12 protein-coding genes are annotated in these 15364 nt (G+C 33.4%); all 12 read left to right on the top strand.

Going from position 1 to position 15364, the window contains the following annotated elements; genetic code table 11:
* The first annotated feature begins 8 nt into the window (after positions 1–8).
* The 12 genes from pdxA (at position 9) to uvrA (ending at position 15354) form a co-directional block, all read left to right on the top strand.
* Positions 9–1037 (top strand): 4-hydroxythreonine-4-phosphate dehydrogenase PdxA, encoded by a 1029-nt coding sequence (gene pdxA / locus RHP49_16155; protein ID WNH12408.1) that lies wholly within the window; start codon positions 9–11, stop codon positions 1035–1037.
* Positions 1034–2191 carry a four-carbon acid sugar kinase family protein gene (locus RHP49_16160; protein WNH12409.1) on the top strand — a complete coding sequence of 386 codons (1158 nt, stop codon included), beginning with the start codon at positions 1034–1036 and terminating at the stop codon, positions 2189–2191. The genes pdxA and RHP49_16160 overlap by 4 nt, the downstream gene beginning before the upstream one ends.
* A 30-nt stretch (positions 2192–2221) precedes the next feature.
* On the top strand, positions 2222–3361 hold the full coding sequence (locus tag RHP49_16165; GenBank protein ID WNH12410.1) for an extracellular solute-binding protein: 1140 nt from the start codon (positions 2222–2224) through the stop codon (positions 3359–3361).
* 12 nt (positions 3362–3373) lie between these two features.
* On the top strand, positions 3374–4519 hold the full coding sequence (locus tag RHP49_16170) for a CoA transferase (GenBank protein ID WNH12411.1): 1146 nt from the start codon (positions 3374–3376) through the stop codon (positions 4517–4519).
* A complete protein-coding gene (locus tag RHP49_16175) occupies positions 4520–5659 on the top strand; it encodes a CaiB/BaiF CoA-transferase family protein (protein WNH12412.1) in 1140 nt (379 codons plus the stop codon).
* On the top strand, positions 5659–6882 hold the full coding sequence (locus RHP49_16180) for a sugar ABC transporter substrate-binding protein (GenBank protein WNH12413.1): 1224 nt from the start codon (positions 5659–5661) through the stop codon (positions 6880–6882). The genes RHP49_16175 and RHP49_16180 overlap by 1 nt, the downstream gene beginning before the upstream one ends.
* Position 6883: 1 nt before the next feature.
* Positions 6884–7960, top strand: coding sequence for a Gfo/Idh/MocA family oxidoreductase (locus tag RHP49_16185; protein ID WNH12414.1), 1077 nt, complete (start codon positions 6884–6886; stop codon positions 7958–7960).
* A gap of 229 nt (positions 7961–8189) precedes the next feature.
* A complete protein-coding gene (locus RHP49_16190; GenBank protein WNH12415.1) occupies positions 8190–8633 on the top strand; it encodes a MaoC/PaaZ C-terminal domain-containing protein in 444 nt (147 codons plus the stop codon).
* Between the two features lie 63 nt (positions 8634–8696).
* The gene (locus tag RHP49_16195) at positions 8697–9752 is read left to right on the top strand and encodes an L-rhamnose/proton symporter RhaT (GenBank protein ID WNH12416.1); all 1056 of its coding nucleotides are present in this window, start codon (positions 8697–8699) and stop codon (positions 9750–9752) included.
* A gap of 216 nt (positions 9753–9968) precedes the next feature.
* Positions 9969–10664, top strand: coding sequence for a LamG-like jellyroll fold domain-containing protein (locus RHP49_16200; GenBank protein ID WNH12417.1), 696 nt, complete (start codon positions 9969–9971; stop codon positions 10662–10664).
* Positions 10665–10815: 151 nt separating this feature from the next.
* Positions 10816–12402 (top strand): pectate lyase, encoded by a 1587-nt coding sequence (locus RHP49_16205; protein WNH12418.1) that lies wholly within the window; start codon positions 10816–10818, stop codon positions 12400–12402.
* 96 nt (positions 12403–12498) lie between these two features.
* A complete protein-coding gene (gene uvrA / locus RHP49_16210; GenBank protein WNH12419.1) occupies positions 12499–15354 on the top strand; it encodes an excinuclease ABC subunit UvrA in 2856 nt (951 codons plus the stop codon).
* Positions 15355–15364 lie beyond the last annotated feature (10 nt).

The following is a 15364-nucleotide window of genomic DNA, read 5'->3' on the forward strand; positions in this document are numbered from 1 at the left end:
TTAAATTGATGAAACCAAAAATAGGAATTTCAATGGGCGATCCCGCAGGAATTGGCCCAGAAATAATCATAAAAACATTAGCTTTAGAGGATGTATATAATAGATGTAATCCTTTAGTAGTTGGTGATGCTCAAACCATGCAAAATGAAGTGAACTCATTAAAATCTTCATTAAAAATTAATGCCATTCAAGAAGTAGATGACGCAAAATTTGAATGTGGAACCATTGACGTTTTCGATTTAAAAAATGTTGACAACGCCAATTTACAACCAGGAGTGGTTACCGCAATGGCTGGAAAAGCAGCTTTTGAAGCGGTTATAAAAAACATAGAATTAGCATTGGCAAACGAGATTGATGCAACGGTTACTGCGCCTATAAATAAAGAATCTATTCATAAAGCGGGACATAAATATTCAGGACATACAGAGATTTATGCAGAGTATACAAATACCAAAAAATTTGCCATGCTTTTGGCCGATGAAAATTTTAGAGTAATTCATAACAGCACACATGTATCGTTAAGACAAGCTTGCGATTTATGTAAAAAAGACCGTGTGTTTGAAGTAATTACGTTACTTGATGATGCTTGTAAAAAATTCGGAATTAAAAACCCAAGAATTGCAGTCGCTGGATTAAATCCGCATGCAGGCGAAAATCAATTATTTGGAGATGAAGAAGTCAACGAAATAATTCCAGCTATTGAAGAAGCTAATAAATTAGGGTACACCGTTGAAGGTCCTTTTCCACCAGATACCATGTTCGTTAAAGCGGTGCAAGGAAAATTTGATGGATGCGTAGCAATGTATCACGATCAAGGTCATATTCCATTCAAGCTAGAAGGTTTTAAATGGGATAATGAAAAAGAAACCATGAAAAGTGTAAAAGGTGTTAATATTACTTTGGGATTACCAATTATTCGCACATCGGTAGATCACGGTACAGCATTTGAAATAGCAGGTCAAGGCATAGCTTCTGCTGATGCCATGCTGGTTGCCATAGATTATGCGATTGTAATGGCTAAACATAAAAAACAATGATTACTGTAATTGCTGATGATTTAACAGGAGCTGCAGAAATAGCAGGCATTTGTCTTAGATATGGTATTCATGTGGCTTTTGGTATTGATACTATTCCAGAAAAAGAAGCTACAGTTAATATTATAGCAACAGATACCAGATCAATGACTGAAGATGAAGCTTATGAAACACATTTTCATTTAGCTGAGGAAATCATTTCAAATACAAATAATATCATATTTAAAAAATGTGATTCTGTATTACGAGGACATGTGCTAACTGAGCTTTCAGCATTACTAGATTCAAAAAAGAAAGATCATGTTTTATTGCAACCTTCAAATCCATTAGGTAATCGGTGTATTAAAAATGCATCTTATACAATAAATGATGTTCTAATAGAAAATACGGACTTTGCTCTAGACCCCGATTTTCCTTTAAAAGGATCATTAGTTAAACGCTTACTTTTAGACAGGAGTTCTAAAAAAGATACCATGGAAGTTTTCACGGGAAAAATCAAAGAAATCAATTTAAAAGGTATCTATATTCCCGATTGTAATTCTGTAGAAGAACTATCAAAATGTATTAATTTATACCACGAAGAAACCATTATTGCTGGAAGTGCAGCGTTTTTTGAGCAATTTCTAATTAAAATGAAGTTAGCAACTTCAAAAATCAAAAAACAAAAACATAGTTTTACAAGTAACTATTTGCTCCTTTCAGGAAGCACACATACTAACAGTGTTCAGTTTTCAAAAAATCTAGAGAAAACGAATTGCCCTTTGGTTACTTTTCCTGATTCACTTCTAGAAGACAAGTTAAATGAAACTGCTTTAAGCGATTTCATAATTAAAATAGCTGACCATTATAATGAACACAAAAAAGTAGCTTTAAAAGTTTCAAATAATGTTATTCAACTAAAAAACAGCACTTTGAATTTAAAGACTCGAATGAGCTTAGTTGCAAAAAGGTTTGTGGAAACTTCTAATACAAACGAGCTTTTTATTGAAGGTGGGGCTACAGCTTACGATTTGTTTAATGAATTACATTGGAAATCGTTTACTCCCATTGAAGAACTAGCTTCAGGCGTGGTTCGTATGCAATATGATAAAAACCCAAACCAGTATATTACCATAAAGCCTGGAAGTTACAAATGGCCAGATGGTTTAATAAATTAGTATATTTAAAATTAGAAACAAAGCATTTAAATGATAAACTTAAAAGGAATAGCTTGGAATCATACTCGTGGATTTACTTCGGTAGTGGCAACGGCTCAGAGATTTGAAGAACTCAATCCCGATGTAAGAATTACATGGGAAAAGCGTTCTTTACAAGCTTTTGCAGACGCCTCTCTAAATGAATTAACAAGCAATTATGATTTGTTAATTATGGATAATCCACACGTTTCAATAGCTGCTAGAGATCAAGTGCTTTTACCTTTTGATGATTATTTAAGTGCAGAATTCATAAATGAACTGAAAAATAATAGTGTTGGAAAATCTCATGCCAGCTATAATGTTAATGGTAAGCAATGGACTTTAGCTACCGATGCCGCTACACCTATTGCCACATGGAGAGAAGACTTAGTGAGCCAGCAAAATATTCAAATCCCAAAAACATGGAAAGAACTTTTAGAATTAACTAAAACAGGAAAAGTCGCATTTGCATCTATTCCTATAGATACTTTGATGCATCATTATATGATGTGTATCGCTTTAGGTGCTCCTGTTTTTGAAAGTAAGACTGAAGTAGCACCACGTCATATTATGATTGAGGCTATTAAAAACTATAAAGAACTAGTAGATTTAGCTCCATCATTTTGTTTAGAAATGAATCCAATAAAGATTTATGAACGTATGACACAATCTGATGACATTGTTTATAGTCCTTTTAACTATGGCTATTCAAATTATTCTAAAAAGAACTATGCAAATCACATATTAAAAGCAGGAGGTTTAGTCTCTTTTAATGGCAAAAGATTACGTTCTACTTTGGGTGGTGCAGGCATAGCTGTATCTGCTAAAACAAAACACGCAGAAGCTGCTATGAAATATGCCGAATTTACGGCTTCAGAAAAAATTCAATCTGGTTTATATTTCGAATTTGGCGGACAACCAGGACACAGGAAGTCTTGGTTAAATGATGACGTAAATAATCAATCTAAAAACTTTTTTAAAGATACTTTACAGACTTTAGATGAATCGACTATGCGTCCACAATATTATGGATATATGCATTTTCAAGATGAAGCAAGTCCAGTAATTCATGAGGCTGTTTCAGGGAAGGTTTCTATAGAATCTGCTGTTGATAAAATGAATACTATTTATAAAGAATCACTAACACATTAATAAAATAAAGTATTGAAACCACTAGAAGGTTTATTGGTATTAGAGTTTTCTCAATTTTTGGCTGGACCCTCAGCAGGTTTAAAACTAGCCGATTTAGGGGCTCGTGTTATTAAAATTGAACGTCCAATAAAAGGAGAAGCTTGCCGACAATTGAGTATTAAAGATTTATTTGTTGATGAAAGCAGTATGCTGTTTCATACAATCAACAGAAATAAAGAATCGTTTGCTGCGAATTTAAAAGACCCAAATGATTTAGTACAGGTTAAAAAACTAATTGCTATAGCAGATGTGGTAACACATAATTTCCGTCCAGGTGTTATGGAAAAAATAGGACTGAGTTTTAGCGATGTTATTGCTATAAATCCTAAAATCATCTATGGCATAATTTCGGGTTATGGAAACACAGGACCATGGGCAAAAAAACCAGGACAAGATTTATTAGTACAATCGCTTTCTGGCTTAACCTGGTTGAGTGGAAAAAGTAGCCAAGGTCCTGTACCTTTCGGGTTAGCAGTTGCCGATTTAATGTGCGGCAATCATTTTGTACAAGGCATTTTGGCAGCTTTATTAAAACGAGCCAAAACAGATAAAGGTGTTTTAGTTGAAGTTAGTTTACTTGAATCCATTTTAGATGTTCAATTTGAAGCTTTAACTATTTTTTTAAACAATGGCGGTCAATTAGCAGATAGAGGAAATGTAAAAGGAAGTGCACATGCTTTCTTAAGTGCACCTTATGGTATTTATGAAACCAATGATGGTTATATAGCCCTCGCCATGGGCGATTTAATGCAATTAGGCCGTATTATAGAAGTCGATTTAAGTGCTTATTCAGATAAAAAAACATGGTTTACAGGTAGAGCTGCTATTCGAAAAATACTAAGAAAAAAAATAACCACTAAAAGTTCTGAACATTGGGTGGGCATATTGCGAAAAAATGGTATGTGGTGTGAAAAGGTATTTAACTATAATGATTTAAATAATCAACCTTTTATGAACGATTTACAGCTAAAACAAACGGTAAGAAATTCTGAAGGAAAAGAAATGATAACCACTAGACTTCCAATACAATTTAATGGAGATATTTTGACCAGTACCAAGGCAGCTCCTCAAGTAGGTGAAGATAACGAGAAGATATATCAACAATTTTTAAATGATTAAATGCGACCATTAGAAGATTATTTAATAATAGATTTTAGTCAGTTTCTATCAGGTCCTTCGGCAAGTTTGAAATTGGCAGATTTAGGAGCACGCGTTATTAAAATTGAAAAACCAATAACAGGCGATATTTGTCGTACGTTGTATTGTTCAGATTTAATAATGAATGAAGAATCGTCCATTTTCCACACTATAAATAGAAATAAAGAATCGTTTGCAGCCGATTTAAAAAATGCAGAAGACCTAAAATTAATAAAAGCATTATTAGCTAAAGCAGATGTGGTTATGCATAATTTTAGACCAGGCGTTATGGAACGTATCGGACTAAGTTATGAGGATGTTAAGACTATAAATCCGCAGGTTGTTTATGCCGAAATATCGGGATATGGGAATCATCCTGATTTAATAAAACACCCCGGACAAGACTTGTTATTACAGTCGTTAACCGCTTTAACATGGTTAACTGGGAATAAAAATGATGGTCCTGTTGCTATGGGATTATCTATTGTAGACATGTTGGCAGGAGCACATTTAGCACAAGGTATTTTGGCGGCACTATACAGAAAAACAATTAATAATTCAGGAGCATTAGTTCAGGTAAGTATGCTAGAATCGGCTATCGATTTTCAATTTGAAACCATTACAACCTATTTTAATGATGGTGGAGAACTTCCTGTTAGAACAAAAAGTAATAATGCTCACGCGTATTTAGGAGCGCCTTATGGTATCTATAAAACTAGCGATGGCTTTTTAGCACTAGCCATGGGGTCTATTCCTGTGTTGGCAGATCTTTTAAAATGCGATGCTTTACTAAAGTATCCTGAAAACACGTTTGAATTACGAAACGAAATCAAAAAAATTCTAGCCGCACATTTAAAAACACAAAACACAGCATATTGGTTAGCTATTTTAGAACCTGCTGATATTTGGTGTGCGAAGGTTTTAAATTATCAAGAACTCTTTGAAGAGGAAGGTTTTAAAGTCTTAGATTTTATTCAAAAAGTAACTATGGGTGATGGCTATTCATACGAAACAACTAGATGTCCTATTAAAATTGATGGTGAATTATTAATATCGAGTAAAGGCTCGCCGAAACTAGGAGAACATAACGCAAAAATATTAGAAGAATTAATAAATATCTAATGGAAAAGATAAGAATAGCTGTTCGGAAATTTGACCCTTTTGAAACTACACTTCAAAAGTTATGGGATGCTTTTTGTTTAGAAAACAATATATCTGTTGAAGCCGAAATGATTCCTTTAGAACTTCACGATTTATATGAACAAACCTTAACAAACAAGGGCTTAATAAATGGTGATTGGGATATTGCGCATTTAAATACCGATTGGATTTTTGATGCAGTAAATTCAAGAGCAGTTGAAAATTTATCACCATTAATAAGTCAAAATCCACCACAAGATTTCCCTGAAGGTTGGCATCATTCCCTACTCCACCTGCAAGAAATAAATAATCAAGTTTATGGATTACCGTTTCATGATGGTCCAGAATGTTTAATTTATAGAAAAGATTTATTTGAAAATACAACAGAACAAATCAACTTTAAAAACCAATATGGCTACAATTTACATCCACCAAAAACGTGGGAACAATTCACACATATAGCAGAATTTTTTAATCGACCAGAACAGAATTTATACGGTTGCGTTTTTGCAAATTATCCAGATGGACATAACATGGTGTTCGATTTTTGTTTACAATTATGGACGCGTGGTGGTTCGCTATTAAAAGACCATAAACAAATAAACATCAATCAACCTGAGGCTATTGAGGCATTAGATTTCTACAGACAAATAGTAAACAATCAAAAAACAACTCACCCAAAATCAAAAGAATTTGCTTCTGTAGAAGCAGGTATGGCATTTGCTACAGGCGAAGCTGCTATGGCTATTAATTGGTTTGGTTTTGCTTCAATGTGTGAAGTCATAGAAGCTTCAAAAGTAAAAGGTAAAGTTGATATTGCCCAATTACCTTCTAATGAGAATCACAATCCAGCATCCTTAAATGTATATTGGTTATATACCATAGGATCAGGAAGTAAACATAAAAAAATAGCCTATGATTTTTTACGATTTGCAACCACAGCCAAAAGCGATGAACTTCTAACTAACGAAGGTGGTATTGGATGTCGGAAATCGACTTGGAATGATCCAGAAATCAATAAAACGATTCCATATTACCATAAATTAAGTATGCTTCACGAAAATGCATTAACATTACCTCAAACCCCTGTATGGCCTAAAGTAGCAGAATTAATTGATGCTATGGTACTAGAAGCTATTAATGGAGAAATACCTTCTCAAAAACTTCTTGAAACAACTCAAACTAACATCCAAAAAATTATTTAAAATGAATGTTACTTACAAGCCTTTATTACCAGAAACGCAGCAACCAATTATAATTATTGGAGCAAGCGGTATTGTTAAAGACGCCCACTTACCAGCCTATAAAATGGCAGGATTCAAAGTTTATGGTATAACAAACCGAACCATATCTAAAGCGCATGTGCTTGCTGAAAAATATGACATAGAACATGTATTTGATACAGTTGCCGATGCTGTAAAACAGGCTCCAAAAAATGCGGTTTATGACATTACCGTATTGCCAGACCAATACATAGAAATTTTAGAGCAATTACCCGATGGTGCTGCTGTACTTATTCAGAAACCAATGGGTAATGATTATAAACAAGCTAAAGAAATTGTAGAAGTATGCGAACGTAAAAACCTTGTTGCAGCTATTAATTTTCAGTTACGATTTGCGTCCTTTGTGAGTGCTGCAAGAAATATTATTGAACAAGGACTTATTGGCGATTTATACGATTTAGAATTTAAAGTTACCGTAAACACACCATGGGAATTATTTCCGGTAATTAAACAGCATCCGCGTTTAGAAATACTATTTCATAGTGTTCACTATATAGATTGTATTCGCTCATTTCTAGGAAACCCTAAAAGTGTTATGGCAAAAACTTGGAAGCATCCTTTAAAGAATTTATCATCTTGCAGGTCTACCATTATTTTAGATTATGGAGAAAATATGAGTGTTAAAATAAACACCAATCATGACCACCAATTCGGATCTAAACATGAAGAAAGTTATATAAAATGGGAAGGCACTAAAGGCGCTATTAAAGCTAAAATGGGCTTGTTAATGAACTATCCACATGGTTTACCCGACAAATTTGAATACGCCCTACCTATTGATAAAAATAGTAACATTTATGAATGGGAAACAATAGATTTAGAAGGCTCTTGGTTTCCAGAAGCCTTTGTAGGCACCATGTCCAATTTAATGCGTTATAAAGAAGGTTCAGATAAGATTTTACATGCTAGTGTTCAGGATGTTTTAGATACCATGAAAGTGGTGGAAGCATGCTATTTAAGTAATACCAGCGGAGGCATTCAATTAAATGATTTAAATTAATTGGGCGTTACCTTTACAGGTCGGGCTTTACGCTGTATCTTTCTGCGAAGCAGTCCCGAACTAGTTTCGGGATCTCATTATCAAATGGCTTTAAGTTTATAAAGAAGTTGTAAGTGTAAATTTTCGCAAAAAGGATGTCGCTTCAATCCCTAACGCACATTGTAACTATAAAATAGCTTAACAGCTTAACAAATAAAGGCATCAAACAATTAAACAAATAACAAAGACTATGTATTTCAAATCAACATTTTTTGAAGATTATCAACTAGACAATAAACGTGTAACACTAGGAAGAACCATAACCGAAACAGATTTCGTAGTGCATGCAGGACATACAGGCGACTTTTTTCCGCATCATATGGATGAAGCATGGTGTAAAACACAACCTTTCGGACAACGTATTGCGCACGGAACCATGATTTTCAGTATAGGTATTGGTTTAACAGCTTCCGAAATAAATCCAGAAGCTTTTTCTAAAGGCTATGATAGAATGCGATTTGTAAAACCTGTTCATATTGGCGATACCATTCATTCAGAAGTCACCATTTCTAATAAAGGAGAAGCCAAAAGACCAGAAATGGGAACCGTAACCGAACATGTAGAAATCATAAATCAAAACGGTGAAGTTGTTTTGGTTTGCGACCATTTACTACTTGTTAAACGAAAACCTTAAAATGACCTATCAGATTAATATTCTGATACGTTTTAAATAACCAATTAACTAAATATATTAAAAATGAGTGCACCAAATTCTTTATTAGGAACGCTTCTTCATGCAGTAGGAGGTATTTCAGCAGCAAGTTGTTATTTACCTAGCACCAAAACAAAGGGGTGGTCATGGAACACCTATTGGCTAGCACAATCTATTTTTGCTTGGTTGGTAATGCCGATGCTATTAGCGTGGTTAACAGTACCTAATTTCTTTTCTATAATAGCAGAAGCACCTTCAAAACCCTTTTGGATGGCATTTTTTCTAGGAGGTATTTATGGCTTTGGTGGTATGTCTTTTGGTAAAGCTATTAACCATATAGGTTATTCTTTAACCTATACCATTGCTATTGGTATTTCAGCAGTTGTTGGAACCATAATGCCGCTCATGGTTTTTGGAGGCTTAGGAAATTTCTTTACAAAACCAGGAGGTGGTATTGTTCTTTTTGGAATGCTATTATCTATTGCGGGAGTTGTTATTTGCGGATGGGCTGGCTTTAAAAAAGAAAAAGATATAAATGCAGAAAAACTTAAGAGCGCAGGATTTAACATGATGTTAGGTTTGGTCTTAAGCATTATTGCAGGTGTACTTTCGGGCGTGTTTAATTTATCCTTAGAATTTGGACAACCAATTGCTGATATGGCAGCCGAAAATGGTGCAGGACATTTTGAAGGAAATGCTAAACTAGTAGTTTCTACATTAGGTTGTTTTGTTGTAAACTTCATTTGGTACATAGTTGTTGGTTTTAAACAAAAAACAATCCAAGAATTTTTACCTAAAAATAAGAATGTAACAACACAAGAACCGAAGAGTAATCTTTTAAGAAACTGGTTATTATCATCTTTAACGGGTATGTTATGGTGTTTACAATTTTTCTTTTATGGTTTAGGGCATGTAAAAATGGGCGAATTTCAGTTTGCAAGTTGGGTATTACACATGTCTATGCTAATCTTCTTCAGCTATATTGTAGGTGTGATTATGAAAGAATGGAAAAATGTAAAAAAAGAAACTTATGCCATTTTACTGGTTGGATTATTTGTTTTAATTGTATCGTTTTGTGTGACTAGTTACGGTAGTTATTAAGAGTTACGAATAGCTTTTTAGTCTGATTTTGAAGCATTTTACACGTATATTATCTATAAATTAACTAAAAATATGATGCACTTAATCCTGTTATAAAACACAATACTAGCGAAATATAATTTAGCTGTATAAAATTTAAATACGAATCTTTTTCTATATATTTGAGTAATCGATTACACACTACCTAGTGTTTGTAAATTCAAACTAAAAAAGATTATGATTAGTAAGTCAAATTGGATCAAAATCTCCTTAAAAATAATTCCAATTGCTTTAAGCATTGGCTTTCTTTATAATTGCAAAACTTCAAAAAAAAATCCAGAACAAAACGATACTACAGAATGGTTAATTGCTGATATATTAAAAACAAAATCTAATTCTATTCATAGCAATGGTCTACCTAAAATAGTTGAATCACCATATGGTGAAGCTGTTCAATTTAATGGTATTGATGATGCACTATTCATTAAAGAAATGCCTCTAAAATCATTAAAAGAATTTACCATAGAAATGATTTTCAATCCGTCATTAAATGCGCCATTTGAGCAACGTGTTGTGCATATAGGAAAGGTTTCAGATGACAGGATGCTACTTGAAATTAGAGCGATAGACAATAACTGGTATTTTGATGGTTTCGTGGCTTCAGGGGAAAACAAATTAGCTCTAATAGACGAGAACTTGCTTCATCCTCTTGGAGCGTGGTACCATGTTGCTCTAGTGGTTTCTAAAAATAGCCTTAGCACCTATGTAAATGGAAAACTCGAACTAACAGAACCTTATACTTTTAACCCTATTGAAACGGGACAGAGCTCTGTTGGAGTGCGGTTAAATAAACGTTCCTGGTTTAAAGGTGATATATATAAAGTTAAAATTTCTCCAAAACAACTTAAGCCAAAAGAATTTATGAGTTTTTAAAATTAATACGAATTGTTTCCCATTTGTTTCCAAATTCGTAGTATTTATTTGTATCAAAGCCAACCAAACTAATAAAACACCCATTAATAAATCTTGAAACCCAAGAAACCAATTTAATGGATGCTAAATAGGATAAATAAAAATAATAATTATGAAAATAGCTAACCACTATCTACTTCTTTTCATCATTTTAATTGTAGGACTAAAACTAGAGGCACAAGAAAAAACATCTAAAGAACAAGTATTAGAAACCATGTTCAAAGCAACCGAATTTATGGTTGAAAAGGCAAGCACTAATGGTGGCTATGTTTGGTATTATCTGCCCGATTTTTCACGTCAGTGGGGAGAAATGGAAGCTTATAAAACAATGATTTGGATGCAAGGGGCTGGAACAATTGGCATGGGACATCTATTTTTAGATGCTTATAGAGCTACCCTAAACGAATACTATTATGAAGCCGCTCAAAAAGCTGCAGCAGCGGTTATATGGGGACAAAGTCATGAAGGTGGTTGGAACTATATGGTAGATTTTGCAGGAGATCGATCGCTTAAACAATGGTATAATACAATAGGTAAAAACGGATGGCGCTTAGAAGAATTTCAACATTATTATGGAAACTCAACTTTTGATGATGATGTTACTACGGACGCTACACGATTTTTATTAAGAATGTATTTAGAAAAAATGGACCCTTCATATAAACCAGCTTTAGATAAAGCTATTAATTTTATTTTGATTAGCCAATATCCTAATGGTGGATGGCCTCAAAGGTACCCTTTAATGTATAATTATAGTAAAAATGGGTTTCCTGACTACTCATCATTCTATACATTTAATGACGATGTTATTTGGGAAAATATTAATTTACTTATTCAATGTTATTTAGTTTTAGGCGAACAACGATTTCTTGACCCAATTCATAGAGGTATGAATTTTTATAAAATATCTCAAGATAGCTGTGGCGCTTGGGGACAACAGTTAAATATGAAAATGGAAACAGCAAGTGCCAGAACCTATGAACCTGCTGCCTATTTACCAGGAGCAACTAGCGAAAATGCATTCCTTTTAATGAAATTTTATGAATTAACTGGTGATAAAACATTTTTAGAAGGTGTTCCCAAAGCTATTAGTTGGTTAGAAAAAGTAGCACTTCCTGCTGATAAAGTTGAAGGACATCGTACACATCCAACCTTTGTAGATGTTAAAACCAATAAAGCTATTTATGTACACAGAAAAGGATCTAACGTAAAGTATGGTAAATATTATATAGATGAAGATGATAAAAATTTATTATCGCATTACTACGGTAAAGGAGGCGTTCCTCTTGAAAAACTAAAAGAGGAGTACAATAAAATGTCACAGCTATCAGCTGAGGAAGTTTCTAAAGATTCACCTCTTAAACCAGCACAATTTAAATATGAAGGGACTCCTCAAAAATATTATAATTTAAATAGGTTTAGTTTTCAATTTAATGTTGATGAGGCTAAAGTAAAAGAAATTGTTAGCGCATTAGATGATCAAAATCGTTGGTTAACAACTAGAGCTTTTATTAGCAACCCATATATTGGAGATGGAAAAAAAACAGAACTCACTGATGCTTATAGCACTACAAGAGTTGGTGATGAAACAGACACCTCCCCTTTTCAAAACACAACAGATCAAAAATACATTTCAACAGGAAACTACATCAGAAACATGAAGCTTCTTATTAATTATTTAAAACCAGAGGTTCAATGATATAAATGAGTTTGTTGACATAATTAAAATAAAAACGGGAATAATCTTCACAATAATTTAACATCTAAAATTGTAACTTTGCGCTTTTGCCAATTTATGAGCCAATTTGATGATTTTATTGAAGTAAAAGGAGCCCGAGTACATAATCTTAAAAATATTGATGTATCAATTCCTCGTGAAAAACTGGTAGTTATTACTGGATTATCGGGTAGTGGAAAATCTTCATTGGCTTTTGATACTATTTATGCAGAAGGACAGCGCCGTTACATTGAAACATTTTCGGCGTACGCCAGACAATTTTTAGGTGGCTTAGAACGTCCTGATGTTGATAAAATTGATGGCCTCTCACCTGTTATTGCTATTGAACAAAAAACAACGAGTAAATCGCCTAGATCTACAGTTGGTACCATTACCGAGATATATGATTTTTTAAGGTTACTGTTTGCTCGTGCCAGTGACGCTTATAGCTATAACACAGGCGATAAAATGGTAAGTTATAGTGATGAGCAAATTAAAGAACTTATCATTAAAGATTTTAACGGAAAACGTATAAATATATTAGCACCTGTTGTCCGTTCCCGTAAAGGGCACTATCGTGAACTATTTGAGCAAATAGCAAAACAAGGTTTTGTTAAAGTTAGAACAGATGGAGAAATTAAAGACATTGTAAAGGGTCTAAAATTAGATCGCTATAAAACTCACGATATTGAAATTGTTATTGATCGTTTAAAGATTGATGATACTGCCGACAATGATAAGCGTTTAACCGAAACCATAAACACCGCCATGTATCACGGTGAAGATGTCCTAATGGTTTTAGATCAAGACACTAAAGAAACACGTTATTTTAGTCGAAATTTAATGTGTCCTACAAGTGGTATTTCATATCCAAATCCAGAACCTAATAACTTTTCATTTAATTCTCCAAAAGGAGCTTGTTATAATTGTAATGGTATTGGTGAATTATATCAGGTAAATGAAGACAAAATTATTCCAGATGATTCGCTTTCAATCAAATCAGGTGCTTTAGCTCCACATGGCACAGAAAAAAATAGTTGGATATTTAAGCAGTTTGAAATTATTGCACAACGTTTCAACTTTAAATTAACCGATGCTTATAAAGATATTCCTGAAGAAGCCAAACAAATGATTTTGTATGGTGGTAACGATAAATTTTCGGTTGAGAGTAAAATATTAGGCGTTACCCGAGATTATAAAATTGATTTTGAAGGTGTTGCTAATTTTATTGAAAACCAATACAATACAGCTGAATCAACATCTTTAAAACGATGGGCAAAAGATTATATGGACAAAATTAAATGTCCGGTTTGTGAAGGCTCTCGCTTAAAAAAGGAATCACTTTATTTCAAAATAAATAATAAGAATATAGCAGAACTTGCTAATACAGACATTGTTGAATTAGCCAATTGGTTTGAAGATTTACATAATCATTTATCAGAAAAGCAACTTAAAATAGCCGAAGAAGTAGTCAAAGAAATAAAATCAAGATTACAGTTTTTATTAGATGTTGGCTTAAATTATTTATCCTTAAATAGAAGTTCTAAATCGTTATCAGGAGGAGAAGCACAGCGTATTCGGCTTGCTACACAAATTGGTTCGCAATTAGTAGGCGTACTATATATTTTAGATGAACCTAGTATTGGCTTACATCAACGTGACAATGAAAAACTAATAAATTCGCTTGTGTCACTTCGTGATATTGGTAATTCGGTTATTGTGGTTGAACATGATAAAGATATGATTGAACGTGCCGATTATGTGATTGACATTGGTCCAAAAGCAGGGAAATATGGCGGAGAAATTATAAGCATTGGTACACCAGAAGAACTTTTAACCCACGACACTTTAACGGCCCACTATTTAAACGGCAAAAAAGAAATTGAAGTTCCTAAAAAACGTCGAAAAGGCAATGGGAAATTTCTAGAACTTAAAGGTTGTACGGGTAATAATTTAAAAAATGTATCGGTTAAATTTCCGCTAGGAAAAATGATTGGCGTTACAGGTGTTTCTGGTAGTGGAAAATCTACTTTAATAAACGAAACCTTATATCCTATTTTAAATGCTCATTATTTTAATGGTGTAAAAAAGCCAATGCCTTACAAAAGCATTAAAGGTTTAGAGCATATTGATAAAGTCATTGATATTAATCAATCTCCAATTGGTAGAACGCCTCGTAGTAACCCAGTAACGTACACTGGAACATTTAGTGAGATTAGAGCTTTATTTGCTAAAATCCCAGAAGCCATGATTCGTGGTTACAAAGCAGGTCGTTTTAGCTTTAATGTAAAAGGCGGACGATGTGAAACCTGTCAAGGTGGTGGCTTACGTGTTATTGAAATGAATTTTCTTCCAGATGTATATGTGGAATGTGAAACCTGCCAAGGTAAACGTTTTAACCGTGAAACTTTAGAAATTCGATATAAAGGAAAAAGCATCAGTGATGTTTTAAATATGACAATTAATGAAGCTGTAAGTTTCTTTGAACATATACCAAAAATTTACAATAAACTAAAAACCATCAAAGATGTTGGCTTAGGATATATTACATTAGGACAACAAAGCACAACCCTATCAGGTGGTGAAGCACAACGTATAAAACTAGCAACCGAATTAAGTAAACGAGATACAGGAAACACTTTTTATATTTTAGATGAACCTACAACAGGCTTGCATTTTGAAGATATTCGCGTATTAATGGTTGTTCTTAATAAACTAGCAAATAAAGGAAACACAGTATTAATAATTGAACACAATTTAGATGTTATTAAAACCGTTGATTATATTATTGATATTGGGTATGAAGGCGGTAAAGGTGGCGGACAAATTATTGTTGAAGGTACTCCTGAAGACGTTGTGAAACATAAAAAAAGTTATACAGCAAAATTTCTTAAAAAGGAATTGGAAGTATCTAAATTAAAAATAAACACATAAACTAATACAT

It is taken from the genome of Flavobacteriaceae bacterium HL-DH10, from assembly GCA_031826515.1.
Lineage (GTDB): Bacteria > Bacteroidota > Bacteroidia > Flavobacteriales > Flavobacteriaceae > Thalassobellus > Thalassobellus suaedae.